Source organism: Aurantimonas sp. A2-1-M11 (assembly GCF_036549475.1).
GTDB lineage: Bacteria > Pseudomonadota > Alphaproteobacteria > Rhizobiales > Rhizobiaceae > Aurantimonas.
Map to the genome: position 1 here is coordinate 115,372 of NZ_JAZHLI010000003.1, position 26,463 is coordinate 141,834.

Sequence of the window (26,463 nt, forward strand, 5' to 3'; positions counted from 1 at the left end):
AAAAGCCCGGCAACGGGCCGGGCTTTCCTCGCGCAAAATTTGTCGTTACCCGCTGCGCGGGTGACGCTTGCCGATCAGGCCGCCTTGGCGTCGGCGGCCTGCTTGGCGGCCGCCGCCGGCTTGACGGCGACAGCGGTCGAGGTGGTGGAAAGCGTCACCATCGACTGTTCGAGCGGCTTATAGGTTTCCTTGGCGACGTCCGAGCAGATCTCGCTCATGCGGGTCGCCTGGCTCACCCAGCCCTGATAGGCGGTCTTGGCATATTCGTTCTGCAGTGCGATCACCTTGTCCGGCGAGCGCAGCTGGAAGAGCTTTTCCATGAATTCGGCCTGTTGCTCATAGGCCCGCTTGGCGAATTCGGAAGTCTCCGAAGCGATCTGCTGGAAGCCCTTGGTCATAGCCGAAACGGATTTCAGCGCATTGTCCATCGCTTCCTTCGAAACTTTGCTGGCGTCTTCATATGCGTGCATCTGGGTCTCCCTCGGTTTCATGGTTTCCGGGAGGACGTCCGTTCAGCCGGAGGCCGCTTCGCGGCCGGTGGTCCTGGCTGCGCCCCACCCGAATATATTGCACTGCACAATCGGCCGCAAGCGTCGCGAACGACAAAACATGACGTCGGGGAATCTCACCTCACTCCTGCCGGGTTTTGTCGTCATGCTCGGCGGAAATCGAAGCGAGTTGGGAACGGTCCGGCAACCATAAACCGATTGGTAAGCCCGCCGGTACTATTCTCCTGGTCGACACCCGAGGGGAGCTGTCCGCTGATATTGCACGGCCTTTCAGAGCGCTGCGCGAATATCGACCGGCTTCCACCCATTGCCCGAGCCAGAGAGTTGCTGCGTGCGTAACCTGATCCCCCGCCTCACCTCCGCCGCCAGATCGCTGACGAAAGTCGCAGGTATCGCCGCCTTCGGCGCCGGAATGCTGCTGTCAGGCGCCGGCCATGCCGAAGCCAATTCGAAATATGCCGGCTTCGTCATCGACGCGAATAACGGTCAGGTCCTCTACAACGACCGGGCCGACGAGATGCGCTATCCCGCCTCGCTGACGAAGATGATGACGCTCTACATGGCCTTCGATGCGCTTGAGAGCGGTCGGATTTCCAAGCACGACAAGATGCCGGTGTCGTCCTATGCGGCCGGCCGCCCGCCGTCGAAGATCGGCCTCAAGACCGGCTCGACCATCACCGTCGAGGAAGCCATGTACTCGCTGGTGACGAAATCGGCCAACGACGCTGCCGTGGTGCTGGGCGAATTCCTCGCCGGCTCCGAATCCGCCTTCGCGGCGCGGATGACCGCCAAGGCCCGCCAGATCGGCATGCCCAAGACCACTTTCCGCAATGCCAACGGCCTGCCGGATTCGGGCCAGAAGACGACGGCCCGGGACATGGCGACGCTCGGCATCGCACTGCGCGAACATTTTCCGAGCCATTACAAGATCTTCTCGACCCGCTCCTACAGCTTTCGGGGCCGTCGTCTGGGAAGCCACAACCGCGTCCTGGGGCGCGTGAAGGGTACAGACGGCATCAAGACGGGCTACATCAACGCTTCGGGCTTCAACCTCGTCACCTCGATCAAGCGTGACGGAAAGAGCCTCGTGGCAGTCGTGATGGGCGGGCGTTCGGGCCGCTCGCGCGACGACCACATGGTCGAGCTTCTGACGCGCTACCTCCCCAAGGCCAGCACCCGCGATTCCGGCATGCTGCTCGCGGCCCGTACGGCCGGCAACCCGGTCGTCGCTGCGCTGCCAAAGCAGGTTCCTGTGCCGGATTCGCGTCCGGCCATGACCGAAATCGATCAGCGCATCGCCATGGCATACGGTTCCGAGCCGGCCATGGCCGTCGCCCGCATGGTCGAGCCCCAGTCCGGTCCGATCGTCGGCCGCGATGCCCTGAAGGCCGCCCTGGTCGCCGAGCGTCCGTCGGTGCGCATGCCGATCCCGGCCGCCAGCCGCGTGCCGGCCGCCGGCGTGCGCCTGCCGCCTGCAGCGGTTCCGGCCGGCCGCGACCTCGATCCGGCCACGACGGGTGCAATAAAGGTTGCCAGCGTTTCGCAGACCGTTCAGGTGCCCTCGTCCCCCTGGGTGGTCCAGATCGCCGCCACGCCGGAAGCCGAAGCCGCGATGCGGATGCTGGCGGAAGCCAAGCGCAAGGTCGGCGGCCCGCTGTCCGGAGCCGAACCCTTCACCGAAACGGTCAAGAGCGGATCGCAGACCCTCTACCGCGCCCGTTTCGCAGGCTTTGCCAGCAAGGGCCAGGCCTGGTCGGCCTGCGCCGAGCTCAAGCGCAGCGCCTATAGCTGTTACGCCGTCGCCAATTGAGCCGGGCGCGGCGGCCGGTGTTCCGGCCGCCTGCCCCCCGTCACCGAAGGACAACGACCAGCCCGTCCGCTCAGACGGACCCCTAGATTTGTGTTGCGTAGGAAGGGTTCCAGCATGACGACCGAGCATCGGACAGCCAGCATTGCCAACCAGCTGGACTTTCCCGGCCACGGACGGCAGGCCAGCCTCCACCCCCTGCAGCAGGCCGCCATGCGCCTCGGCGAGGCCCGCGATGGCCGCTCGCGCCTGAAGGCGAAGGACCTCGTCGGACTCCTCCTGTCGCATGGCGCGCGGGCCTGGCGGGCGTCGCAGCCCGTCGCCCACACCCGCATCCGGACCATGGCACCCGAGGGGCGGCCGGCGATCCATCTGCGCTTCGGCTGAGGCCGCAGCCAGTCACCGGCCCCGAGGGCGTCGGTGGAATCAGAACAGTCCGAGGTCGATGAGTTCCCGCTGCATGTCGACCGGCAGATCACCCTCGCCGGACTCGCCCGTCCCGATGTCACGCGGCGCGTCCTGGGGCTTCAGATAGCGCCAGCCCTGGAACGGGCGGCGCGGCTGCCAGGCGGTGCGCGCGAAGGTCGGCTCCAGCACCAGCCTGCAGCGTCCGACGTCGTCGGCATCCTTGAAGGGCTGCACCGCAACCAGCCTCTGGCGGACCTGAACCTGGCCCTTGATGACCCAGTAGAGGGATCCGTCGTCGAGGAGTTCGTCGATCCGCTTCGGCACCATGCGCGTCACATGGGCCTGCTCGACGGCCCGTCCCTGCAGGCGCGCCGCAGCCAGACGGGCAGCGACGTGCTCTTCGAGCTCCTCGACGCTACCAATTCCGACACACAGCTTGATCAGATGCAAAGGCATAGGCGTGTCTCAGATCAAACCGGCCGGCACGTCAAGCCGGTTCGCTCTGACGCACACATCCTTCGCGCCCGCATCGCAGACTGAGAAACCGCCGCGACAGGAGTGCCTTATCGCACGCCGCCATGCCGAGGTCTCAGCCAGCGAACCGCACGAAAACGCGACGGCCGGAGCAAACGCACCAGTCCGTCTCGCAACGGCTGTGTCGGGAAAGAGAGGATCGGCTGGCGACGCGCCGGCCTGTTCGGTCAGCTGGCGGCGATGGCCACGGTCTCGGGAACCGTGAAAAGGAAACCGAGAACGAGAAGCGTAGAGAAGATCGCGACCGTCCATACGGTCACGCCCCAGCACGACTTGCGCACGCTGTCATCCATGAAACTGAATATCCTGAATCGAGATTTCCTGCGAACCGGTCACGACCCCCGTCCAGCGGTTTGCAGCCCTTAATTATCGGTTAAGGCGCACAGCTACAAGGCGCCAGCGATGCATAATTCATCATCGCAGCTATGTTTCACATCAACCTTGTCCCGGACTGGTAGCCGGGCCGGAGAACCAGGCTATCCCGTCCCGGTCCGGCGGGTTAAGAAATCCCCATAGAATCCGGCCCTTCGCTGCGAGGGGCAAACCGGGGCGTTACATGGTGTCTATCGATACGGCCGATGGCGCCGCACTCGCGATTTTTCTCGGGGTGTGGCTCGGCTACAATATCGTGACGGAGCGCGGGCCACTGGCGGCACGCGGACTGTCCCAGGCCATGAACCGGCAGCGCGAATGCTGGATGCGGGTCATGCTGCTGCGTGACCTGCGGATGATCGACACGGCAATCATGGCGGGGCTGCAACAGGGCACGGCCTTCTTCGCCTCGGCCTGCATCTTCGCCATCGGCGGCTGCTTCGCCCTGTTCAGTTCGGCCGACCGGATCGCCGAGATCGCGGCGGAGCTGCCGTTCCATGGCCGCCTCGACCTGCCGCTGGTGGAAATCAAGCTGCTCGGCCTGGTGACGATCTTCGCCTATGCCTTCTTCAAGTTCGGCTGGGCGTACCGGCTGTTCAATTACTGCTCGATCCTCGTCGGCGCGATCCCGATGCGGGCGGAGGCAGAGCTCGAACCGGAGCGGGCCGACCGCGCCCTGAACCGCGCCATTCGGTTGAACCAGCTGGCAGGAAAGCACTTCAATTCCGGGCTCCGGGCGATCTTCTTCGCCATCGCCTATCTCGGCTGGTTCCTCGGCCCGACGGCCCTGGTCGGAGCGACCATCCTGGTGGTCGTGATTCTCGCCCACCGGCAATTCCTGTCGAATGCCCGCCGCGCGCTTCTCGACTGATCGCCGGACACCGGCTCGCGGGTCTGAAGGCAATGCAGCTCGCCTACGGCGACGGAAACAGCGCGTCCGTTCGCCCCGACAGGCGGTAGGCGACAAGCCCGAGATATTCGCGAATCGCGAAATGCACCTTTTCGAGATTGCGGATCGTGGTGCTCGACGGGCGATACAGCGCCGGCCCGGATGGTGTGCGGTAATCCACCGGATAGGGCAGCACCGGGAAATCTGCGACCCGGAAGCACCCAACGGCGCGCGGCATGTGTGAGGCCGAGGTGACCAGAAGCCAGACCTCGCCAGCCACCGGCTCCGCCAGTTCCTTGGCGAAGACGGCGTTCTCGAAGGTGTCGCGAGCCCGCCCGTCGAGGAGAAGCCGGTCTTGCTCGAGACCGAGGCCGATATAAAGCACCTCGGCAGCTTCGGTCTCCGGGATATCCTCTTCCAGGAGGGCGGCCACGCCGCCGCTGAACAGCAGCTTCGCTTGCGGATAACGGCGCGCGAGCTCCATCCCCGCGGTCACCCGGTCGGCTGCGTCGTTCAGCTCCGTCAGACCGCGCGTGCGCGCCACCCGCGTGTCGAAGGCCCCGCCGAGCACGATGATCCCATCCACCCTGTCCGGCAGCTCCGGGCGTGGGAACCGGTCTTCCAGCACCGCCATCATCATGAGCCCCGCCGGCGTCAGGCTGCACACGGCAAGGGCCGCGACGGACAGCGCAATCAGGCCCGCGGCAAGGCGTGCCCGGCCCAGCGCCAGGGCCAGAAGGCCGAGGATGACGACAAGCAGGATCGCGGCCAGCGGTTGCAGGACGAACCAGCCGATCTTGGCGGCATAGAAGAACAATGGCGGGCCCTCTCCGGTCAGCTCTCGTCGGCGGACGGCCCTGCGGGAGCGGGCGCCGCTTCGCGTCTGTCCGTTTGTACCACGACCGGCGTGCGCATGAGGATCTCGCGATGCGGGAACGGGATGGCGATGTTGTTCGCCTTGAACGCATCCCAGAGGGCGAGGAGCACGTCGCCCTTGACGTTGGTCAGGCCCGCCTGGGGATCGCGGATCCAGAAGCGCACGACGAAATCGATCGAGGAGGCGCCGAAACCGGTCATCCAGCAGACCGCCGCCTTGTGCGAAACGACCCGCTCGCAGCTCTCCGCCGCCGCCTTGGCGATCCGGATCACCTCGTGCGGATCGCTGTCATAGGCGACGCCGAACTCCACATCGATCCGCACCAGGTCGTTGGAGAACGACCAGTTGATCACCTGGTTGGTGATGAAATCCTCGTTGGGGATCAGGTATTCGCGTCCGTCGCGGGTCACCACCGAGACGAAGCGCGCCCGCAATTCGCGAATCCAGCCGAAGGTGTCATCCAGCGAGATCGTGTCACCGGGTTTGATCGACCGGTCGAGGAGGATGATGATTCCCGAGATGAAATTCGACACGACCTTTTGGAGGCCGAAACCGAGACCGACGCCGATTGCGCCGGACAGGACGGTGAGCGCGGTCAGGTCGACCCCGATGGAAGCCAGCGCGATGGTCAGCGCGACGATGATCAGGCCGATCTTCAGGAACTTGCCGATCAGCACCCTCAGGGTCGGGGTCAGTTCCTGGTTGCGCTGGACGCGCGTGTCGAGAAAATTGCCGGCGACCGAGGCCAGCCAGAGGGTGACCCCGATGACGGCGATCGCCTTGATCACCAGCAGCGCCGAAATTCGGCTCTGCCCCACCGTGATCGCCGATTCGTCCAGCACCGTCGCGACCGGCCCCAGGAGGTCGAGGATCGACAGGCCGGCAAGAAGCGACGCGACGATGGTGATCAGGCGGGCGAGGAGCCGGTTGCGGACGATCCGCGATCCGACGGCGATCACCAGATAGGCGAAGGCCAGATTAAAGACCACGTCGACGATCTGGGACCGCGGCCCGCCGGCCGCCCGGTCGATCTGCGTCGCCAGCCACAGCAGCAGGACGAAATAGACCAGCCCCATGCGCCGGCGGATCGCGGCGACCAGCCGGAGAATGCGCGGCGCGCCCTTGATCCTGCGGGCCTGCGCCTCGATCAGATCGCGCGTCAGGCGGTCGAGCAGCCACGCGAGGCCGAGACAGGCGACGACGACGGCGATCTGGAACAGCGACGATGGCTCGTAGAAGAAGCCGAGAACGTCACCGGCCCCTTCCACGAGCGAACCGCCGATCCGCCGAAACGTCGCCTCGTCCATCAGGCGCGGTCCCAGGTGGGTGCGAAGGAGGGATCGATCAGCCGCTGGCGCCGCAGGCTCAGTTCGGTGATCGCCGCCCGCTCCGTCTCGGTCAGCTCGAAATCGAAGACGTCGAGATTCTCCTGCAGGCGTTCCGGCGTCTTGGTCCGCGGGATGGCGCCGACGATGTCCTGCTCGATCTCCCAGCGCAGGACGATCTGGGCCGGGCTCTTGCCGTGCCGCTCGGCCGCCTCCCGGATGACCGGGTCGGCCAGCATCTCGCCGCCCTTCCCGATCGGCGAATAGGCGATCATCGCCATGTCGTGGCGGCGGCAGGCGGCCAGAACGTTCTCCTGGCTGAGATACGGATGATACTCGACCTGGTTGCAGACCAGCGGCGCCGAGGACATGGCGGCAGCCTCGTCGACCATCGCGCTGGTGAAGTTGGCGACGCCGATATGCCGGGTCAGGTTCTCCCCGATCGTCGCGTTCAGGGCATCGATCGTTTCCTCCAGCGGCACGTCTGCGTTCGGCCAGTGGATCAGCAGGAGGTCGACCGGTCCCTGCCCGATCGCCTCCACCGCCGCGCGGGTGCTGGCCATCAGCTTGTCTTCGGACAGGTCGGTCCACCAGATCTTGGTGGTGACGAACAGTTCGTCCCTTGCGATGCCGCTGGCGGCAATCCCTGCGCCGACTTCCTTCTCGTTGCCATACATGCGCGCGGTGTCGATATGGCGATAGCCGGCGTCGATGGCCTTTGCCACCATATCGACGCAAGTCTGGCCTTCGAGTGTGAACGTGCCGAATCCGATTGCGGGGATGCGGGCTCCGCCTGCCTCGATGATCTTCATGTATTACCTCTCCGGATTGCAGCGAGCCGGGTCGCTCCGGCAGCTGTCCGTCCTGAAGATAGGCGGACGGCAAGTGTTTCCAGCCGTCGAGGAGTGCGCGTGAGTCAGGCAGACAACCCGCCGGTGAGCCGCGGGCGGATCGAGATCATCGACATCGCGCGCACCGTCGCGCTCTTCGCCATGGTGGTCTATCACTTCACCTGGGACCTGGAGTTCTTCAGCTATGTCGAACGGGGACTGACCGGCCAGGGCGGCTGGCGCATCTTCGCGCGGTGCATCGCCTCGTCCTTCCTGTTCCTGGTCGGGGTCAGCCTCGTCCTCGCCAATGATCGCGGAATCCGCTGGCAGCCCTTCCTGAAGCGCCTGGCCCAGGTAATGGCGGGCGCCCTGGCGATCACGGCGGCCACCCTGTTCACGACCCCGAACAGCTACGTCTATTTCGGCATCCTGCATCACATCGCGGTGGCCAGCCTGCTCGGGCTCCTCTTTCTCCGGCTGCCCTGGCCTGCGGCGGCCGCCGCAGCCATTGCCGTGGTGGCCCTGCCCTTCTTCGTCGCGACGCCGTTGCTCGACCCGAAATGGCTCAACTGGATCGGCATGTACCAGAGCCCGCCGCTGTCGAACGATTTCGTGCCGCTGTTTCCCTTCTTCGGCGCCGTGCTCGCGGGCATCGCGGCGGCACGGCTGGCCGTCGACCGGGGCCTGCTCGCGCGGATGCGCGGCTGGAACGACCGCTTGAAGCCACTCGCACCGTTGGGCGTCGTCGGCCGCCATTCGCTGATGTTCTATCTTCTGCACCAGCCCATCCTGTTCGGACTGGTCTTTGCCTTCGCGCAGGTCGCCCCTGCCGACCGGACGGCGGTGTTCCGGTCCGACTGCCAGCGTTCGTGCGTGGCCGAGCGCGACCAGGCCTTTTGCGAGCGCTATTGCGCCTGCGCGGAGGATGAGCTGCAGCAACGGGAACTGTTCGACGTCCTGATGGGCGGGGATCCGAGCGAACAGCAGATGTCGCTCATTCGCGACGTGACGCGGGAATGCGCATACCGGACCGAGTGAGGATCGAGAGACGCCGGCGTCAGCCGGTGCGCACGCTCTGGCCGACGCCCAGCTCGGCCATGCGGGTCAGGCAGGCCTCCTCGGCGGCGTCGAGCTCGCGCAGGAGATCCTCGATGTCGCGGCGCTTCTGCTCGAGTTCATGGCGCTTGTCGCTGACCCGCCCGATGATCGCCTTGAGCTGGCCGGCCTCGCCGGGCGGACTCTTGTACATGCTCATGATCTCGCGGATCTCCGCGATGGAGAAGCCGAGCCGCTTGCCGCGCAGGATGTTCTTCAGGAGCTGGCGGTCGGAATGCCGGAACAGCCGCGTGCGGCCCCGGCGGATCGGCGCGAGCAGGCCTTCGTCCTCGTAGAAGCGAATGGTCCGCGTCGAGATGCCGAACTCCCGCGTGAGCTCGGTGATCGTGTAGTAGTCTCGCATGCGAGATCCGTGTCCCCTCGATCGGCGCCCCCACCTGCATGATGCCAGATTTACGTAAAAGTCAATTCGTCATCTGCCCTATGGTGAACTGCAACACCTCGAGCGGGGTCAACCCAAACCGAACCAGAGGGCCGCGAGGCCGAGAAACGCGAAGAAACCGACGACGTCGGTCACCGTCGTGACGAAGGTACCCGAGGCGATCGCCGGATCGGCGCCCATGCGGTCGAGGATCAAGGGAATCAGGATCCCTGCCAGCGCGGCGGCCATCATGTTGACGACCATGGCGACCGCGATCACGCCGCCGAGGCCGACGCTCTCGAACCAGACGGCCGCGACGACACCGATGATCACGGCGAACAGCACGCCGTTGAGGAGGCCGACCAGCGCCTCGCGCCGGATGATCCGACCGGCATTGTAGAGGTCGATGTCGCGTGAGGCGAGCGCCCGCACCGCGACCGTCATGGTCTGGGTGCCGGCATTGCCGCCCATGGAAGCGACGATCGGCATCAGGATCGCCAGCGCGACCATCTGCTCGATCGTGGCGTCGAACACGCCGATGACGCAGGATGCCAGGATCGCCGTTGCGAGGTTGATCAGCAGCCACGAGAAGCGCGAGCGCGCCGCCGTCAGCACCGTGTCGGAAATCTCTTCGTCGCCGACGCCGCCGAGGCGCTTGATGTCCTCGTCCGCTTCCTGCTGCAGGATGTCGATGACGTCGTCGATGGTCAGGATGCCGACCAGCCGCTCGTTCGCGTCGACGACCGCGGCCGACAGGAGATCGTACTGCTCGATGATCTGCGCGGCTTCCTCCTGGTCCATTTCGGCCGGGATGGCATGGCGCGTCTCATGCATGATGTCTTCGATCTTCTCCGGGCGCTTGGCCCGCAGGATGCGGTCGAGATCGACGGCGCCCTGCAGCTTGAAGCTCGGATCGATGACGAAGATCTGCGCGAAGGATTCGGGCAGTTCCTCCTCGTCGCGCATGTAGTCGATGGTCTGACCGACGGTCCAGAACGGCGGCACCGCGACGAACTCCGTCTGCATTCGACGGCCGGCCGATTCTTCCGGATATTCCAGCGAGCGCCGCAGCCGGATCCGCTCGCGGAACGGCAGTCGGTCGAGGATTTCCTTGCGGTCCTCCTCGTCCAGATCTTCCAGGATGTAGACCGCGTCGTCGGAATCGAGCTCGCGCAGCGCTTCGGCGACCTGCGCATTCGGCATTGCGTCGACGATGGACAGACGGATCGCCTCGTCCACCTCCGTGAGCGCGGTATAGTCGAACTCGTCGCCCATGAGCCGGACGAGCGACTGACGGGCGTCCTTGTCCAGGGATTCGAGAAGATCGCCGAGTTCGGATTCGTGCAGCCGGCCGACTTCGGCGCGCAGATAGACGGCATCGTCGGCCTCGATTGCGGCTTCGACGCGCTCCCGGAACGCGCCGTCGACGAAGCCGTCCTCGTCGTAGATGCCTGAACGCGCGTCGGCCTCGGGCACATCGCTCGTGAGCTGTGTGTCAGCCATGCACCCTCCCGACTGTTGGAGAAACCAGGAAAACCGTCCGCGTGGACGGATAAGCCGCGTCTACAACATTGGCCCGAAAACCGGAATCGATTTCCGGTGAGCACGACGCGGGGATTCAAGAGGCTAGAGCGTCTTTTGCGCGTCCAGTCGGGCGCACGGCGCTCTACCGGAATTGCCCATCAGTCGGAAGCCGCATGCGTCGTTTTCGATCGGATGCGATGGTCACTTCCCCGACATCCGGAGGCGACATCCGACGACGATCGCGGCGCCGGCGTCACGCCGATGCGACTGTCCGATCGTCGGGAGAAGGCTGGTGCGGTCGAGAAAGGTCGCATTTGACTGCTCCGTCAAGAAGTTACCGATGGGTGCGGGGAAATTCCGACCGTTGAAATCTCTAGCATATTTTTAGCCTTCCCCGCACCGATCGAACCTACGACCCGCTGATTCAGCGTCTGAGATCGCCACTGATTTCATTGATTAATTTCTCAAACCGAATTGATTTAGGCGATATGATTTCAACGGCTTTCGCGGGAATTGCAAACCACGTCAGATGCTCAGAAGGAATGCCTTCCCGACCTTCTTATCCGCCGGCTCGAAAGCGCTCCCGTGCTAGGGGATATACGCACGATGGTATCGACGCCTCCAGATGAGGCCGTCAGCTGTGCTTCCCTTCTGCGACAAAAAAAGACCCCGCCGAAGCAGGGCCTTCTTGGCTTGTCGGGCTAAAAATTACTTCTGCCCTGATGCGTCTCCTCCAGAGCTATCTGCCCCGTCCGAGCCTTCCGAGCCGTCGGTGTCTCCAGCGCTGTTATTGTCCTGCGAGTTGCCCGGATCCTGGTCGCTGGCCTCGGTGTCTCCACCTTCGGCGCCATCACCAGTTCCGGCATTGCTATTCTGACTGTCAGTGCCGGCGGTACCGTCAGCGTCGGCGGATCCGGCGGTGCCGTCCATGCCGGGGGTACCGTCAGTGCCAGCCACACCGGCGGTGCCATCCATGCCGGCGGCACCATCAGTGCCAGCCACGCCGGCGGTGCCGTCCATGCCGGCGGCACCATCAGTGCCAGCCACGCCGGCGGTGCCGTCCATGCCGGAGGTACCGTCAGTGCCAGCCACGCCGGCGGTGCCGGCGGTGCCGGCGGTGCCCGCTACAGCCTCTTGGTCGGCCGGTCCTTGTAAGCCGGTCACTCCTGCCGCATTCGTTGATTCTCCTACTATCGCGCCGTCGTCATTTTCCTCAACTCCAGGGACGAGCGAGCCGGTCTCATTTTCCAGGGAACGTTCACGAGAGATCGAGCCCGTCGTTAGCGGAGGACAGGCGGCGAGTTCTTCCGTTGATAGCACTTGCTGCTGCCGCATCAGCATCTCGCATTGCTCGATTGACAGCACGAGCGGCGAAGACTGAGCGGCTGCCGGAGTGGCAATCGATGCGCCGAGCGCTCCGAAAATGAAGGCAGCCGAAAGCTGCAGCGCTGTGCGCTGCTTCGCATAGATGGACATAAATTTTCCTTTATTTTCAAACGGATACAAAGGCGCACCGTAGATGCAGCGTTAAGCGCTGCTGAACGCAAAGGTTCAAATGCGAGCGATCACGAAGCCGACATCGTCCATCTCAAAGGACGCTGGATCAGCCACAGGCAAGACAACCCTGCAAAGCTAATCATCCGATCCGTAGGAACCTGCTCCCGTGACCCGCTTGCTGATCATCGTTGCTGCCGCAACAGCTCTTGCCGGCTGCAGCCAAACAGGAAATCCTGTGATGACGACGGGGTACATAGGCACTCCGTCCGTTTCCAAGAGTCCATCCGGCGCGGCGCGTAGCCTGATGCAGACAGGAGGACACGCTTTTGCGCCGCCGGCGTTTTATGAATTTTGCAAACGGGAAAAGCGGCTGTGCGACTCGCAGAGCGGCGCCAAAATTGTTGATCTCACCCCTTCGCTTGAGCGCGAGCTGAAATGGGTGAACCTGGCCGTGAACCGACAGATTCGGCAGCGCGATGATCGTGAAGCGACCGGGAAAGATGATGACTGGCGCCTGCCTTCTTCGAGAGAAGGTGACTGCGAGGATTTCGTGATCTTGAAAAAGAAAGAGCTGTTGGAGCGCGGATGGCCTGCCTCAGCCCTTCTTATTACGGTGGCTCGCCAGCGGCGAAACAATGAGGGTCATACCGTTCTCACCGTTCGGACCTCCGAGGGAGATCTGATCCTCGACAACCTGACGGGCAGCGTCAAAGTTTGGTCTGCCACGCCCTATCGCTACTTCGCCCGCCAGTCCCAACGAGAAACAGGTAAGTGGGAGAGGATCAGCTGATATAATGCTGATTGGGTGTCGAACCCTGGCATCATTCCACTCTCTCCTTTCCAGGCTCGGAACGACGACGAGCATGGGTTGGACTCGTCGTCAACCTCAGCCTAGAGCGGCACGAGATCGGTATTTCCGGCCCGGACCATAGCAGCATCGTTCGTCTGGATAGCGGCCCCTTCAGCAACGTTGTTATTTCGGGCTTCGGGACGGCGGTTGTCTCCGACGGTGGCGCTCTCGCTGGAGTCAGGGTTACCGCTCTCGATGGTAAGCCGATCAAGAGCCGCCATACTCCGGCCACCGCCATATTGGTCGACGTCGTCGCTCGGGGCCCGAGAATTTACCCGCCGCCAACACAGCACATGGGTGCTCCGCTGAAAGACCCCTCACCAATTGGAGCGGCCGAGCTCGCGGTAGCTTTTCTTGATGACTTAGTGCGCGAAGCTGCAACGCTCATACAGCCACTGCGATAGCGTGCTGCCACTCGGTAGCAACACAGGGTGGGATTCCCTCCGAGGCCTCCAGTGCCACACCCAAGCACCTATTATCTTTCACTTTTCCTACTGCCGGAACCGGACCCATTGCCACACCGGCTGGAAGGTGTGGCAATCCGTTCCCGGTCCGCCCTCTCCAATCTGCTCCGGATACGGCCAGACCCGCATGCGCCAGGCGGTTGACAGGCGGAAGTTGGCAACCCCTGCACCCCTATCCCCGTCTTTGATGGTGCGGGGAGAATAAAATTCAGATATATCAGCCACTTAGGAGCGGCTGGTGCGGTCGAGAAGACTCGAACTTCCACGGGTTGCCCCACAGCGACCTCAACGCTGCGCGTCTACCAATTCCGCCACGACCGCACGCCGTGTAACCGAAGGCTGGTAAAGCCGTCGGTGGCGGGCATGTAACAAGAGTTGCCGAACCGCACAAGGGCTTTTCCTGCCGCGTTCGCGCCATTTCGCAGATCCCCTTCCGGCTCCGGATGCAGCCTGCTTTTCGTGTCCGCCCGGAGCCGCTACATAGCGGCGATGACGACGCCCCCCGCACAGACGCCGGCGAGCCCTCGGCTCGCCACCATGACCGATCACTTCGCCGCCCGGCCGGGCTTCGGCCCGGTCGAATGGCGGGTGATCGACGGCCTCCTGCCCTATCCGGAGGCGCTGGAGATGATGGAGCGGCGCGTCGGCGAAATCGCTTCGGGCACGGCCCCCGAGACGGTGCTGCTCGTCGAGCATCCGCCGCTCTACACTGCCGGCACCGGCGCCAGGGACGCCGATCTCGTGGATGCGCACCGGTTCCCGGTCTTCCAGGCGGGACGCGGCGGCGAATACACCTATCACGGGCCGGGCCAGCGGGTGGCCTATGTGCTCCTCGACCTGAGACGCCGGCGCGAGGATGTGCGTGCCTTCGTCGCGGCGCTGGAAGCCTGGATCATCGGCACGCTCGACACCTTCCAGGTCCTCGGCGAGCGCCGCGAGGACCGGGTCGGCGTCTGGGTTCGCAGGCCGGCGCGTCCGCTCGCCGCCGACGGCACGGTCGCCGAGGACAAGATCGCCGCCATCGGCATCCGCGTGCGCCGCTGGGTGACCTTCCACGGCATCTCGCTCAACGTCGATCCCGATCTCGACCATTTCAGTGGCATCGTGCCCTGCGGCATCCGGGGCCACGGCATCACCAGCCTTGCCGACCTGGGCATCCTCGTCTCGATGCCCGAAATCGACAGCGTCCTCCGCACGCAGTTCGAAACGGTGTTCGGCTCGACCGTGGGCGCCGGCTCGTAGGCGCTGGCGTCGACAGCGATTCGGCGGGACGGCAGCCAGGATCGATCGGAGAGCAGCCGGCCGACTGATGGCTTGGCTGGGATCGCAAGGGCGCACGCTTAGCCCAGCCGGACGCACCCGGTGCCACGGACGGATCCCTACACCGTAGCGCGGACCGAAAACGCTCCGTCCGGCGCCTCGTCGCTCGCAACGACATCGACCGTCGAAACGGACGCGGCGCGAGGGCCCGTCCAGAGCGCGGCCAGAAACTCGTCGACGATTTCCGCGTCACCGATGATCGCCGCTTCCACCTCGCCGGACGCCCGGTTGCGGACCCAGCCGGACAGGCCCCGCCGCACGGCTTCGTCGCGGCACCAGGCGCGGTAGCCGACGCCCTGGACCCGGCCGCCGATGGTCACGTGAACAGAGCTGTTCATGTCCGCCCCGTCCGTCTTCCGGCGCCCGTCGTGCCGCCTGCCCTGCGATCCGGCATCATTCGAATTCCATGATCACCGCGTCGACGGCCAGGCTGTCGCCCGGCTTGGCATTCAGCCTGGTCACCGTCGCGTCGCGCTCGGCGCGCAGGATGTTCTCCATCTTCATCGCCTCGACCACCGCCAGAGTCTCGCCGGCCTTGACCTCCTGGCCCTCCGCCACCGCGATGGAGACGACCAGACCCGGCATCGGGCAGAGCAGCATCTTCGAGGTATCCGGCGGCAGCTTCTCCGGCATCAGCCGGTCGAGCTCGGCGACGGCCGGTGACAGCACCTTGGCCTCGACCCACAGCCCGTCGACGAAGATCGCCGTCACGTTCTCGCGCGAGCGGACCTGGGCCGACAATTCGTCGCCGTCGATCGTGCCGATCCAGGGCGACTGGCCCGGCGCGTAATCGGTCGCGAGCACGATTTCGGTCTCGTCGACGCCGATGCGGTAACGGACCGGGCCGCTGGCCTCGCCGGCATCGAGATCGACGGCCACATCCAGATACTCGCCATCGATCTTGGCGACCCAGTCCCGCTGAACCGCGCCGGAATGCTGGCGCAGTCGGTCGACATGGCGATCGAGTCGCGCCTTGCGGGCGAGCTCGATCGTCGTGGCGACCAGCGCCGCACGGCGCAGCGTTTGGCGCGACGGTGTCGGCCGCTCGAAGCCATCGGGATATTCCTCGGCGATGAAGGCGGTCGACAGCCGGCCTTCGCGCCAGCGCGGATGCTCCATCAGGGCCGCGAGGAAGGGGATGTTGTGCTCGATGCCCTCGATCTCGAAGCGCGACAGCGCAACGCTCATGGCGTCGATCGCCGCTTCGCGCGTAGCCGCATGGGTGCACAGCTTGGCGATCATCGGATCGTAGAACATGGCGATCTCCGATCCCTCGGTCACGCCGGTATCATTGCGCACCACCGCCGCGCCGAGCGGTCCCTCCTCCGGCGGCCGGTAGCGCGACAGCCGGCCGATCGACGGCAGGAAGCCGCGGAACGGGTCCTCGGCATAGATCCGGCTTTCCACCGCCCAGCCGTCCATGCGGACCGCGTCCTGGGCGATCTGCAACGTCTCGCCGGCGGCGATGCGGATCATCTGCTCGACGAGGTCGATACCGGTGACGAGCTCCGTCACGGGATGCTCGACCTGCAGCCGCGTGTTCATTTCGAGGAAGTAGAAATTGCGCTCGGCATCGACGATGAACTCCACCGTGCCGGCGCTCTGGTAGTCGACCGCCTGCGCCAGTGCGACCGCCTGCTCGCCCATGGCCCGGCGCGTGTCTGCGTCGAGATAGGCCGACGGGGCTTCCTCCACGACCTTCTGGTTGCGCCGCTGAATCGAACATTCGCGCTCGCCCAGATGGATGGCATTGCCATGGGCATCGGCCAGCACCTGGATCTCGATGTGGCGCGGATCGACGATGAACTTCTCGATGAACACCCGGTCGTCGCCGAAGGACGAGCGGGCCTCGGACCGCGCACGCTCGAACCCGTCCCGGCATTCGCTCTCGTTCCAGGCAATGCGCATGCCCTTGCCGCCGCCGCCGGCGGACGCCTTGATCATCACGGGATAGCCGATCTCGCCGGCGATCCGCACCGCCTCGGCCGGATCCTCGATGATGCCCAGATGGCCTGGCACGATGCTCACGCCGGCCTTTTCGGCGAACAGCTTCGATTCGATCTTGTCGCCCATCGCCCGGATCGCCTTCGGCTTCGGGCCGATGAAGACGATGCCGTTGTCCTCCAGCAGTTCGCAGAAGGCGGCGCGTTCCGACAGAAAGCCGTAGCCCGGATGCACTGCTTCCGCCCCCGTGGCACGGCAGGCCTCCAGGATCTTCTCGGCGACCAGATAGCTCTCCCCGGCCGGTGACGGCCCCACATGCACCGCCTCGTCCGCCATCCCCACATGCACGGCGCGGCGGTCGGCATCGGAATAGACCGCGACTGTCGCAATGTTCATGGCCCGCGCGGTCTTGATGCTCCGGCAGGCGATCTCACCCCGATTGGCGACCAGAATCTTCTTGAACATGATGGGGTGCTACTCCGGAACAGATCGTGCATCCTGCGGTTTCGTCCGTTTTGACCTTTGCCCCGCCGGACTGCAAGCCGCCATCGCGGCACCCGGGGCAAGGGGTGGAGGCATGCGGCCGAGAGCGGCTCCGCGGTGACAGCACGGGGCGGACGGCGCGCGGGAGGGAGCGAAGGCCGGATGACGGAACTCATGCAGATGGATGCCGATACGATCGGCGGCCGGATCCAGCGCGGGCGCGAATCACTGGGCATCACCACCGCCGAACTCGCCGCGCGCCTCGGGGTGAAGATCGAGACCATGCGCGGCTGGGAGCGGGACAGGGCCGAGCCGCGCGCCAACCGCCTCATCATGCTGGCGGGCCTCCTGGGCGTCAGCCCGGCTTGGCTCATCGGTGGTTATGGCGAGGTGCCCGACGCCGTCGATCTCGACGAGACCGGCATGGCCGCCAGGCTCGACAATCTGCGCGCCAGGCGCGACGTGCTCGACCGCGAGATCACCCGGCTGGAAGCCGCCATGAGCGGCACATCCACATGATGACAGGGTCGGGAATGCGCCCGTATCGCGACAATTCTGCCCGCGGCGCCGTATCCGAGACCGTCAGGAAAGTCGGACCACGATGATCAAGGTTCTGATCGACGCCGACGCATGCCCGGTCAAGGACGAGGCCATCGAGGTCGCCGCGCGCTACGGCGCCGAGGCCGTTCTGGTCTCCAATGGCGGCATGCGGCCCTCCCGGTATCCCGGCGCTCGCATCGTCACGGTTCCCGAAGGCGCGGACGCGGCCGACGACTGGATCGTGCTCGCCGCCGAGGCGGGTGATGTGGTCATCACGGCCGACATTCCGCTGGCCGCGCGGGCTCTGGAAAAGGGCGCAGCGTCGCTCGGCCCCACCGGCCGCGAATACACCAGCGAATCGATCGGCACCGCGCTCTCGATGCGCGCCTTCAAGCAGCATCTTCGCGAGACCGGCGAAAGCAAGGGCTACAACGCATCCTTCACTGGCGCGGACCGATCCCGATTCCTGCAAAGCCTCGACATGGTGCTGCGCCGTCCGCGGCCTAGCCCGTGATCTGTCTCGGTGTCATGGGTGCTTGCAGCCGCCCGAAATACGGCGATAATACGTCCAGAAACCGGCCGAACCCGCACTTGTTGCGTCGCAAAAGTATTTTGCCAGACAATTAATTCGCCGGAAATGCTTATCTGCACCCAAATTGGTTACTGCTCGTTAGGAAACTCACCATATCCTGCCTCAACGGAAGAACCGGGGACCGGGAATCGGTGTAGATCGTCATGTTGCAGCATCGAGAGCAAGGTTTCGCCGTTCAGTTGATGGAACATCTGGTTGTTCCGACGTTCGTCCTGGACGCAAAGGGACATGTGACAATATGGAACCGCGCCTGTGAACGCCTGACCGGCGTGCGGGCTTCGGAGGTGATCGGCACCAAACGCCATTGGAGCGGCTTTTACGAGAAGCCGCGACTGTGCCTCGCGGATCTTGTACTGAGCGGTCAGGGCGACCGGGTCGACGACCTCTACACCGCCAACCGCAGCGAGACCTACCATCAGGGCGCGCTGTCCGCGGAGAACTGGTGCGTGCTGCCGCAATGCGGCGCCCGCCGATATCTGGCAATCGATGCCGGGCCGATCTACTCGCCGAACGGATCACTCATTGCCGTCGTCGAGACATTGCGCGACATCACCTCGCAGAAAGAGGCACAGACGGCCCTTGAGACGCTGGCCAGCCAGGACGGGCTCACCGGGGTCGCCAATCGCCGCATGTTCGACCAGCGCCTCGCCGCCGAATGGCAGCACCCGGCGCAGTTGTCGCTGCTGATGATCGATATCGACCATTTCAAACCCTACAACGACGCGCTGGGCCACCAGCGTGGCGACGACTGTCTGAAGCGGATCGCGTCGCTGATCGTCTCCGAGACCCGGCAGGAATGCGACCTGGTCGCACGCTATGGCGGCGAAGAATTCGCGGTCATCCTGCCCCATGCCGACATGCACGTCGCTCTTGCCGTCGGCAGGCGCATCCTCGCGGCCGTGAAGTGCGCGGCGATCGATCATCCCGACCCGGCCTGTCCGCCACTGGTGTCGCTCAGCATCGGCGCTGCGTGCCGGGAAAGCCGATCGGAGGCACCGGAGGCCCTCATCGCCGAGGCCGATGCCTCGCTCTACCGCGCCAAGCAACTCGGTCGCGACCGGATCATCATGGGCGAGACCGACATCGCCGCGTGATCACCGGCCGTCGCGGCCATTACCGCTCCCAGGGCCTGGACCCATGACGGCCCAATGGCACTCGATCAGCTGAATTCAGGAAGACAGCGCGGCCCCGCGCGCGCGAAGAATAAAAGTGGCCGGCCGGTCTTCGTGCGACGGTACGAGGAAACCGCCATTGCACTTGACCGACCGACCGCCCCACGGGACCCAGGAGATGCGGCGGACCTGAGCATTCCATGGGGTAACTGCGAAGATGCGGAGTTAACCCCTTGACCTTCGGTGTAAACACAGGTTCGCGCAGAACCGGACCAAATGCAACGAGTCGTCGTGCTCACGGCGCATGAAGTTTTAAACAATGGTTAAGACCGATGGCGACTGACGTTTCAGTCACGTCTGTTGCGCGTCACCCTGCCCACGTCCCTAATCAGGCCGCGTCCGCCAGGCCGATGCGATTGCGCCCGTTGCGCTTGGCTTCGTAGAGCGCCCGGTCGGCACGCTCGATCAGTGACGCAGCATCGTCGTGGTCCGGATCGAAGACGGCAAGCCCTTCGCTGACGGTGACGGTCAGAAACTCGCCGGCGATCCGGAAGGGCATGTCGGACACGCTCCGGCGGATCCGGTCGGCCACCGCCATCGCCGTGGCCTCGTCTGCGCCCATCATCAGGACCGCGAATTCCTCGCCGCCAAAGCGGCAGGCCAGATCGCTGGCGCGCAGGCAATCGCTCAGCCGACGGGCAAAATCCTTCAGGACGTGATCGCCGGCGGCGTGACCCCAGCCATCATTGATCCGCTTGAAATGGTCGATGTCGGCCATCAGCACCGAAAAGCTGACGCCGGTCTCGCGCGCCCGGTCGACCGCCTTGGCCAGATGCGTCTCCATGAAGCGGCGATTGTGCAGGCCGGTCAGCGGATCGGACAGCGCCATCGCGATGGTCTCCTCGACGGAGCGGCGCAGGCATTCGTCATATCGCCGCCGACGCAGCTGCGTGCGGATCCGTGCAACCAGCTCGTTGCGGTCGAGGGGACGCTGGAGATAGTCGTTCGCGCCCAGTTCCAGAGCCTTGGCCGCGCCGACGTCGTCCCCGGCAGCCGCAATGCCGATGACCGGCAGGTGGCGCGTGGCCACGTTGGACCGGAACTGGGAGACGAGCCGGAGCGGCTCGCCGGTCGTCGCCGCCAGATCGACCAGGATGACGTCGACATGTCCGGCGGATGCGGCCGCCAGCATGGCAGCGGCGTCGTCGGTCACCTCGACCGTCGCAATGCCCTTCAGATGTTTCTGCAGCCGCCGGACCTCGTCGGCGCCATCGGCATAGAGCGCCAACCGGGTCGACGGCGGAAATGCACTGCCGGCTGCATCTTCCTTGCTGACGAGACTGGCCGCCGTTTCCGCACGTCGGCGCAGTTCGTCGGTGGTCAGCTTCAGGCGGGTCAGGCTGCGCACCCGCGAAAACAGCGGCAGGTCGCGGACCGGCTTGGTCAGGAAGTCGTCGGCACCGGCATCCAGCCCGGCCACCCGATCGGATGGCTGGTCCAGTGCCGTGATCAGCACGATCGGCAGATGCATCATCTCCGGATCGTTCTTCATCAGGCGGCAGACCTCGAAACCGTCCATCTCCGGCATCATCACGTCGAGAAGCACGAGGTCGATGGTCTGGTTGCGGCAGATCTCCAGCGCAGCGGCTCCGCTGGTCGCGGTGATCACGTCGTAATATTCGGCCGACAGCCGCGCCTCCAGGACCCGGAGATTGATCTCGAGGTCGTCGACGATCAGGATCCGTGCGGTCATGCGATCTCCTCAGGCGTCGCCGAGAAACGAGCGGATCGTCTCGATGAATTTCGTCACGGAGATCGGCTTGGAGATATAGGCCTCGCAGCCGCCCTGCCGGATCCGCTCCTCGTCGCCCTTCATCGCGAAGGCGGTGACGGCGATCACGGGAATGCGAAACAGTTCCGGGTCTTCCTTGAGCTGCCGGGTGACATCGAGCCCGGAAATTTCCGGCAGCTGGATATCCATCAGGATCAGGTCCGGCCGGTGCTCGCGCGCCAGCTCCGTGGCGGTCAGCCCGCTTCGGGTCTGGATCGTCCGATAGCCGTGCGCTTCGACCAGGTCGCGGAAGAGCTTCATGTTCAGCTCGTTGTCCTCGACGATCATCACGGTTTTCACCATTGACGGCACTCCTTGCCTCGACCAGCCTCCACTCTTCGGCTATCGATGCCCCCTTCTACTCGGATTTGATTTAAGAAGTGGGAATGGACGAGTTGCCATCTCTTAACGATAACAAATGGTTGCGGAATAGCGCTCGAACGCCCGCGATGGACCGGCCCGCCGCCGAGACGCTCGCCGTCACCGCCCTGTCCTTCATCGCGGCCGACCCCAGGCTGTTCGACCGGTTCCTCGCACTGACCGGCATCGACGTCGGCGGCATTCGCCACGCCGCCGCCACGCCGGGCTTTCTCCTGGGCGTGTTCGATTTCGTCCTCGGCCACGAGCCGACGCTGATGGCCTTTGCCGAGGATGCCGGGATCGATCCCGCCCGGGTCGTCGCAGCACGGCAGGCCCTTGCGGGCCCCGCCGAGGCCGGCGCGTGAGCCGGAACCTCGTCACCGCAGGCCCGGCCATCGCCAGCCTCGACCAGCGCCACGATTCGCTGCTGATCCTCGACATTGACGAGGTGGTCCTGGAATTCATCGCGCCCTTCGGCGACCTGCTCGCCGAATACGGCGCGCGCCTGCACCCCGAGAGCTTCAGGCTGACCGGCAACGTTCGCTCCGTCTCCACCGGAACGGCGCTGACCGGCAACGAGCTCGACCAGCTGACCGTCCGCCTCTACCAGGAGCAGGAGGTGCGCCAGCGCCCGGTCGCCGGAGTAACCGAGGCGTTGGCACGGCTGGCCGAACGCGCCGACATCCTGTTCCTCACGGCGATGACGCCGGGATATTACGATGTTCGCCGAGCCTTGCTCGATCGCGAAGGCCTGACCTATCCGATGATCGCCACGGAGCGATCGAAGGGCGCGGTGGTGGCCGAACTGCTCGAGCGCTGGCGCGGGACCAGCATCTTCGTCGACGACCTGCCGCCCAATCTCGCTTCGGTGCGCAAGAGCGCCCCCACGACGCATCTCGTGCATCTGATGGCGAACCACGTCTTCCGGCAGCATCTCCCGCCGCTGCCGACCGGCGCACGCTCGGCCGCCGACTGGCCGGATGCCAGAAGCATCATCGACGGCATTCTGGCCGACGGCAAAGCCTGACCGGACGGTGCGCACCGGCGCGGTCGAAAACCGCATCGGCACAGGTGAGGTACCGCGAGGCCGTTCCGGTGGCATCCTGTTCGCCGCCCTCACCTGCGTTCCCCGAAATTCAACCAGCCGCGTCAGCGCTCCGCCCCTGAGAGGCACGCCACCGGACTTTCGAGCGGTCGTGAATCCGGGCGCACGAAGTGCAGACGCCGCCTTCCCCTCTACAGAAGCTCGACGTCGAGAACCCCTGGTGCCGCCCTCACCGCGCTCGCCATCTGCGGCGAGACCCGGTAGCGGCCCGGCAGGGTGATCTCCACCTCGCGCTCGCCGCCGTCGCGCACCAGGACCAGCGAGATCTCACTGTCGCCGTCCGAGCGCAGCTGGCTCTTGAAGGCCTGCAGCGGGTTGGCATCGCGCATGAAGACACGCAGTGCCTTCTGCATGCGCACCGCCTCGTCCTCCAGCGACTGGACCGACTGCACCCGGAAGGAGACCCCCTCCGGCCGTTCCTCGGCCGACACGCCGACGATCACCGACGCGCCCGGCTCGAGCTGGTCGCGAAACGCGTAGAGCGCTTCGGAGAACAGGACGACCTCGTACTGGCCGCTCGGGTCGGAAAGCTGGATGATGCCGAGCTTGCCGCCGCTGCGGGTCTTGCGCTCCTGGCGCGAGGTCACCGTTCCGGCCAGCTTGCCGGCGGTGGCGCCACGCTTGACCGCATGGATGACCTCCGCGTGGGTCTGGACCCGCAGGCGTTTCAGGGTCGCCTTGTATTCGTCCAGGGGATGGGCCGAGAGATAGAACCCGATCGCCTGGAATTCGCGCAGCAGCTTCTCCGACGAGGTCCACAGCTGCGCCGGATTGAGACGCAGCGGCTCCGGCTCGCTGCCGGCGCCGCCGAACATGTCATGCTGGCCGGAGGTGCGTCCCTCGTGCACCCGCAATGCGTAGGACGCCATCAGATCGATATTGGCGCACAGCAGCGCCCGGTCGTGGCCGAAGCAGTCCAGCGCCCCGGCGGCGATCAGGAATTCCAGCGTCCGCTTGTTGACGATCTTGGGATCGATGCGCGCGCAGAAATCCTCCAGCGACCCGAAGGTGCCGGTCCCTCGCGTCGCCACGATGTGGTCGACCGCCTGCTCGCCGACGCCCTTGATGGCCGCCAGCGCATAGAAGATCTTGTTCTCGCCCACCTCGAACGGCCGGAACGAGGTCTGGACCGAGGGCGGCACGATCTCGATGCCCAGGCGCATCGCATCCATGCGGAAATCGTTGAGCTTTTCGGTATTGCCCGCGTCCAGCGTCATCGACGCAGCGAGGAACTCGACCGGATGGTTCGCCTTCAGATAGGCGGTCTGGTAGGCGACCAGCGCGTAGGCGGCCGCGTGGCTCTTGTTGAAGCCGTAGTCGGCGAACTTCGCCAGAAGGTCGAAGATCATGTTCGACTGGGCCTTGTCGAGCCCGTTGGCGACGGCGCCCTCGACGAAGCGGACACGCTGCTTGTCCATCTCGGCGCGGATCTTCTTGCCCATGGCACGCCGCAGCAGGTCGGCTTCTCCGAGCGAATATCCCGACAGGACCTGGGCGATCTGCATCACCTGCTCCTGGTAGATGATGACGCCCTGGGTCTCCTTCAGGATGGGCGCGATCTTGTCGTGGATGAAGTCCGGCTCTTCCTCCCCATGCTTGCGGGCGTTGTAGGTCGGGATGTTCTCCATCGGACCCGGCCGGTAGAGGGCGACCAGCGCGATGATATCCTCGAACCGGTCGGGCCGCATGCCGATCAGTGCCTTGCGCATGCCGACCGATTCCACCTGGAACACGCCGACAGTCTCCCCGCGGGTCATCATCTCGTAGGTGCGGACATCGTCCAGCGGGATCGCCGACAGGTCGATGACGGGCCCGGTCCGCGCAATCAGCTCGACCGCCTTCTGCAGGACGGTCAGCGTCTTCAGGCCGAGGAAGTCGAACTTCACCAGTCCTGCCGGCTCGACCCACTTCATATTGTACTGGGTGACCGGCATGTCCGAGCGCGGGTCGCGATACATCGGCACGAGCTGGGACAGCGGCCGGTCGCCGATGACGATGCCCGCCGCATGGGTGGAGGCGTGGCGGTAGAGACCCTCGAGCTTCAGCGCGATCGAGATCAGCCGGTCGACGATCTCCTCCTTCTCGCGCGCTTCCTGCAGCCGCGGCTCCTCGATCAGCGCCTGCGCCAGCGTCACCGGATTGGCCGGGTTCTGGGGCACCAGCTTGCAGAGCTTGTCGACCTGGCCGTAGGACATTTCCAGGACCCGGCCGACGTCGCGCAATACGGCGCGCGCCTGCAGCGTGCCGAAGGTGATGATCTGGCCGACCTGCTCGCGTCCGTACTTGTCCTGGACGTAGCGGATCACCTCCTCGCGCCGGTCCTGGCAGAAATCGATGTCGAAATCGGGCATCGACACGCGTTCGGGATTGAGGAAGCGCTCGAACAGCAGCGAGAATCGCAGCGGGTCGAGATCGGTAATGGTCAGGGCATAGGCGACCAGCGAGCCGGCGCCCGAGCCGCGCCCCGGACCGACCGGAATGCCCTGCGCCTTGGCCCATTTGATGAAGTCGGCGACGATCAGGAAGTAGCCGGGAAACTTCATCCGCTCGATGATCGACAGCTCGAATTCGAGCCGCTCGCCGTAGCTTTCGACGGTCTCGCCGGGCGCCAGTCCGTGGGCCGCCAGCCGTGCTTCCAGCCCCTCGATGGCCTGCCGCCGCAATTCGGCAACCTCCGCCGCGTCCGCTTCCGCCGGATCGGCATCGGCCCCGGCAAAGCGCGGCAGGATCGGCGCACGCGTGCGCGGCCGGTAGCAACAGCGCTGGGCGATCTCGACCGTGTTGTGCAACGCTTCCGGAAGATCGGCGAAGAGCACCGACATCTCGTTCTGGGATTTCAGGCTGTGGTCCCGCGACAGCCGGCGCCGGTCCTCCTGGCTGACCAGGCGGTTGCTCGCCACGGCGATCAGCGCGTCATGGGCCTCGAAATCATCGGTCTTCAGGAAGAACGGCTCGTTCGTGGCAACGAGTGGCAGTTCCATGTCGTAGGCGAGTTGCAGCGTGTCGGCCTCGACCTTGCGGCTGCGCCCCTCGTGCCGCTGCAGCTCCACATAGAGACGGTCGCCGAAGACCGGCGCCATCCGCTCCATGCGGCTGCGGGCCAGATCGTGCCGGTCGGCAGCAAGGGCCGCCCCGATCGGGCCGAGCGGCCCGCCGGTCAAGGCGATAATGCCCTCGGCGCGCGACGTCAGCCAGTCGAACAGCACATGCGGGCGCGGATTGTCGGGATGCCCGAGATAGGCCAGCGAGACGATCTCGACGAGATTGGCGTAGCCGGTCTCCGTCGCCGCGATCAGGACCAGCGGCGCGATCGCGGAAAGGCTGCGCTCGCGGCGCCCTGCCCGGCTCTCCTCGCAATCGCCGAAATCCACGTCCAGCTGGCAGCCGATGATCGGCTGGATGCCGGCTTTCGACGCCTTTTCGGAAAATTCCAACGCACCGAAGAGATTATTGGTGTCGCAGATGCCGATCGCCGGCGCCTGATCACCCTGGGCGAACTTGATGATCTGGTCGAGCTTCAGCGCGCCTTCGAGCAGGGAGAAGGCGCTGTGGACCCGCAGATGGACGAATTTGGGTTTGCTGTCCGTCGCCGCCATGCCGCTGCTCCATCGTCCGCGCACCGGTCCGGCGCGCGCTTTCGCCCGCCCGCAACCGTTCGGCCTGTGCGGATGTGTCCCGCGAGCGGCCAGACTTCACGACTAGGCTTCCCGGCCGCCGGAAGAAACCGCCGATGGCCGTCGATGCACAAGAAAGCCGTCGTCACACGACGTGAGCGAGAAGGCTTAGGCTGAACACGAAACCGGAAACGACGGC

Annotated in this window: 25 protein-coding genes and 1 tRNA gene; 11 read left to right on the forward strand and 15 right to left on the reverse strand. The window is 65.2% G+C overall.

Features of this window, described 5'->3' with window-relative positions; genetic code table 11:
• Positions 1–74: 74 nt before the first annotated feature.
• Positions 75–470 carry a phasin family protein gene (locus VQ042_RS02380; RefSeq protein ID WP_331815066.1) on the reverse strand — a complete coding sequence of 132 codons (396 nt, stop codon included), beginning with the start codon at positions 468–470 and terminating at the stop codon, positions 75–77.
• 370 nt (positions 471–840) lie between these two features.
• On the opposite strand from VQ042_RS02380, the gene VQ042_RS02385 reads away from it, so the two are divergent.
• Both VQ042_RS02385 and VQ042_RS02390 read left to right on the forward strand, forming a co-directional pair.
• Positions 841–2,319, forward strand: coding sequence for an SPOR domain-containing protein (locus tag VQ042_RS02385; RefSeq protein WP_331815068.1), 1,479 nt, complete (start codon positions 841–843; stop codon positions 2,317–2,319).
• 114 nt (positions 2,320–2,433) lie between these two features.
• On the forward strand, positions 2,434–2,703 hold the full coding sequence (locus VQ042_RS02390; RefSeq protein WP_331815070.1) for a hypothetical protein: 270 nt from the start codon (positions 2,434–2,436) through the stop codon (positions 2,701–2,703).
• Positions 2,704–2,742: 39 nt separating this feature from the next.
• On the opposite strand, the gene VQ042_RS02395 is transcribed toward VQ042_RS02390, so the two are convergent.
• Positions 2,743–3,180, reverse strand: coding sequence for a DUF1489 family protein (locus VQ042_RS02395; RefSeq protein ID WP_331815072.1), 438 nt, complete (start codon positions 3,178–3,180; stop codon positions 2,743–2,745).
• A gap of 245 nt (positions 3,181–3,425) precedes the next feature.
• On the reverse strand, positions 3,426–3,551 hold the full coding sequence (locus VQ042_RS02400) for a hypothetical protein (RefSeq protein ID WP_266102132.1): 126 nt from the start codon (positions 3,549–3,551) through the stop codon (positions 3,426–3,428).
• A gap of 263 nt (positions 3,552–3,814) precedes the next feature.
• Between VQ042_RS02400 and VQ042_RS02405 the strand changes: the two genes are divergently transcribed.
• Entirely contained in the window at positions 3,815–4,501 is a 687-nt protein-coding gene (locus VQ042_RS02405; RefSeq protein ID WP_331815078.1) for a DUF599 domain-containing protein, read from the forward strand.
• Positions 4,502–4,544: 43 nt separating this feature from the next.
• On the opposite strand, the gene VQ042_RS02410 is transcribed toward VQ042_RS02405, so the two are convergent.
• From VQ042_RS02410 to VQ042_RS02420, 3 genes are read right to left on the reverse strand one after another with little or no spacing between them, the layout of a single operon-like run.
• The gene (locus VQ042_RS02410) at positions 4,545–5,336 is read right to left on the reverse strand and encodes a YdcF family protein (protein WP_331815080.1); all 792 of its coding nucleotides are present in this window, start codon (positions 5,334–5,336) and stop codon (positions 4,545–4,547) included.
• A gap of 17 nt (positions 5,337–5,353) precedes the next feature.
• On the reverse strand, positions 5,354–6,703 hold the full coding sequence (locus VQ042_RS02415; protein WP_331815082.1) for a mechanosensitive ion channel family protein: 1,350 nt from the start codon (positions 6,701–6,703) through the stop codon (positions 5,354–5,356).
• On the reverse strand, positions 6,703–7,533 hold the full coding sequence (locus VQ042_RS02420; RefSeq protein ID WP_331815084.1) for an aldo/keto reductase: 831 nt from the start codon (positions 7,531–7,533) through the stop codon (positions 6,703–6,705). The genes VQ042_RS02415 and VQ042_RS02420 overlap by 1 nt, the downstream gene beginning before the upstream one ends.
• Before the next feature lie 93 nt (positions 7,534–7,626).
• Between VQ042_RS02420 and VQ042_RS02425 the strand changes: the two genes are divergently transcribed.
• Positions 7,627–8,589: a heparan-alpha-glucosaminide N-acetyltransferase gene (locus VQ042_RS02425; RefSeq protein ID WP_331815086.1), complete on the forward strand. Its 963-nt coding sequence runs from the start codon at positions 7,627–7,629 to the stop codon at positions 8,587–8,589.
• Between the two features lie 19 nt (positions 8,590–8,608).
• On the opposite strand, the gene VQ042_RS02430 is transcribed toward VQ042_RS02425, so the two are convergent.
• The 3 genes from VQ042_RS02430 to VQ042_RS02440 form a co-directional block, all read right to left on the reverse strand.
• Complete coding sequence (locus VQ042_RS02430) at positions 8,609–9,010, reverse strand: MerR family transcriptional regulator (protein WP_331815088.1); 402 nt, start codon at positions 9,008–9,010, stop codon at positions 8,609–8,611.
• A 108-nt stretch (positions 9,011–9,118) separates the two neighbouring features.
• On the reverse strand, positions 9,119–10,531 hold the full coding sequence (gene mgtE, locus VQ042_RS02435) for a magnesium transporter (RefSeq protein WP_331815090.1): 1,413 nt from the start codon (positions 10,529–10,531) through the stop codon (positions 9,119–9,121).
• A 729-nt stretch (positions 10,532–11,260) separates the two neighbouring features.
• Positions 11,261–12,028, reverse strand: a complete 768-nt coding sequence (locus VQ042_RS02440) for a hypothetical protein (protein ID WP_331815092.1) — start codon at positions 12,026–12,028, stop codon at positions 11,261–11,263.
• A 259-nt stretch (positions 12,029–12,287) separates the two neighbouring features.
• On the opposite strand from VQ042_RS02440, the gene VQ042_RS02445 reads away from it, so the two are divergent.
• Entirely contained in the window at positions 12,288–12,839 is a 552-nt protein-coding gene (locus VQ042_RS02445) for a transglutaminase-like cysteine peptidase (protein ID WP_331815187.1), read from the forward strand.
• 760 nt (positions 12,840–13,599) lie between these two features.
• On the opposite strand, the gene VQ042_RS02450 is transcribed toward VQ042_RS02445, so the two are convergent.
• Positions 13,600–13,684: transfer RNA gene (locus tag VQ042_RS02450), tRNA-Leu, on the reverse strand.
• A gap of 216 nt (positions 13,685–13,900) precedes the next feature.
• On the opposite strand from VQ042_RS02450, the gene lipB reads away from it, so the two are divergent.
• Entirely contained in the window at positions 13,901–14,605 is a 705-nt protein-coding gene (lipB, locus tag VQ042_RS02455; RefSeq protein WP_331815094.1) for a lipoyl(octanoyl) transferase LipB, read from the forward strand.
• Between the two features lie 137 nt (positions 14,606–14,742).
• Here the strand turns inward: lipB and VQ042_RS02460 are convergent, their stop codons facing one another.
• Positions 14,743–15,021 carry an acylphosphatase gene (locus VQ042_RS02460; protein ID WP_331815097.1) on the reverse strand — a complete coding sequence of 93 codons (279 nt, stop codon included), beginning with the start codon at positions 15,019–15,021 and terminating at the stop codon, positions 14,743–14,745.
• 55 nt (positions 15,022–15,076) lie between these two features.
• The gene (locus tag VQ042_RS02465; RefSeq protein ID WP_331815099.1) at positions 15,077–17,092 is read right to left on the reverse strand and encodes an acetyl/propionyl/methylcrotonyl-CoA carboxylase subunit alpha; all 2,016 of its coding nucleotides are present in this window, start codon (positions 17,090–17,092) and stop codon (positions 15,077–15,079) included.
• Between the two features lie 180 nt (positions 17,093–17,272).
• On the opposite strand from VQ042_RS02465, the gene VQ042_RS02470 reads away from it, so the two are divergent.
• The 3 genes from VQ042_RS02470 (at position 17,273) to VQ042_RS02480 (ending at position 19,336) form a co-directional block, all read left to right on the forward strand.
• Positions 17,273–17,629: a helix-turn-helix domain-containing protein gene (locus tag VQ042_RS02470; protein WP_331815101.1), complete on the forward strand. Its 357-nt coding sequence runs from the start codon at positions 17,273–17,275 to the stop codon at positions 17,627–17,629.
• Between the two features lie 82 nt (positions 17,630–17,711).
• Complete coding sequence (locus VQ042_RS02475) at positions 17,712–18,164, forward strand: YaiI/YqxD family protein (protein ID WP_331815103.1); 453 nt, start codon at positions 17,712–17,714, stop codon at positions 18,162–18,164.
• Positions 18,165–18,424: 260 nt separating this feature from the next.
• The gene (locus tag VQ042_RS02480; RefSeq protein WP_331815105.1) at positions 18,425–19,336 is read left to right on the forward strand and encodes a sensor domain-containing diguanylate cyclase; all 912 of its coding nucleotides are present in this window, start codon (positions 18,425–18,427) and stop codon (positions 19,334–19,336) included.
• A 406-nt stretch (positions 19,337–19,742) separates the two neighbouring features.
• Here the strand turns inward: VQ042_RS02480 and VQ042_RS02485 are convergent, their stop codons facing one another.
• Both VQ042_RS02485 and VQ042_RS02490 read right to left on the reverse strand, forming a co-directional pair.
• Positions 19,743–21,107: a PleD family two-component system response regulator gene (locus tag VQ042_RS02485; protein WP_331815107.1), complete on the reverse strand. Its 1,365-nt coding sequence runs from the start codon at positions 21,105–21,107 to the stop codon at positions 19,743–19,745.
• A 9-nt stretch (positions 21,108–21,116) separates the two neighbouring features.
• Positions 21,117–21,488, reverse strand: a complete 372-nt coding sequence (locus tag VQ042_RS02490) for a response regulator (RefSeq protein ID WP_331815109.1) — start codon at positions 21,486–21,488, stop codon at positions 21,117–21,119.
• Positions 21,489–21,634: 146 nt separating this feature from the next.
• On the opposite strand from VQ042_RS02490, the gene VQ042_RS02495 reads away from it, so the two are divergent.
• Together VQ042_RS02495 and VQ042_RS02500 are read left to right on the forward strand one after the other, a co-directional pair.
• A complete protein-coding gene (locus VQ042_RS02495; protein WP_331815111.1) occupies positions 21,635–21,910 on the forward strand; it encodes a DUF3572 domain-containing protein in 276 nt (91 codons plus the stop codon).
• Positions 21,907–22,572, forward strand: a complete 666-nt coding sequence (locus VQ042_RS02500; protein ID WP_331815113.1) for a hypothetical protein — start codon at positions 21,907–21,909, stop codon at positions 22,570–22,572. Before VQ042_RS02495 ends, VQ042_RS02500 begins: the two co-directional genes overlap by 4 nt.
• Before the next feature lie 209 nt (positions 22,573–22,781).
• Here the strand turns inward: VQ042_RS02500 and dnaE are convergent, their stop codons facing one another.
• The gene (gene dnaE / locus VQ042_RS02505) at positions 22,782–26,246 is read right to left on the reverse strand and encodes a DNA polymerase III subunit alpha (protein WP_331815115.1); all 3,465 of its coding nucleotides are present in this window, start codon (positions 26,244–26,246) and stop codon (positions 22,782–22,784) included.
• Positions 26,247–26,463: the final 217 nt, after the last annotated feature.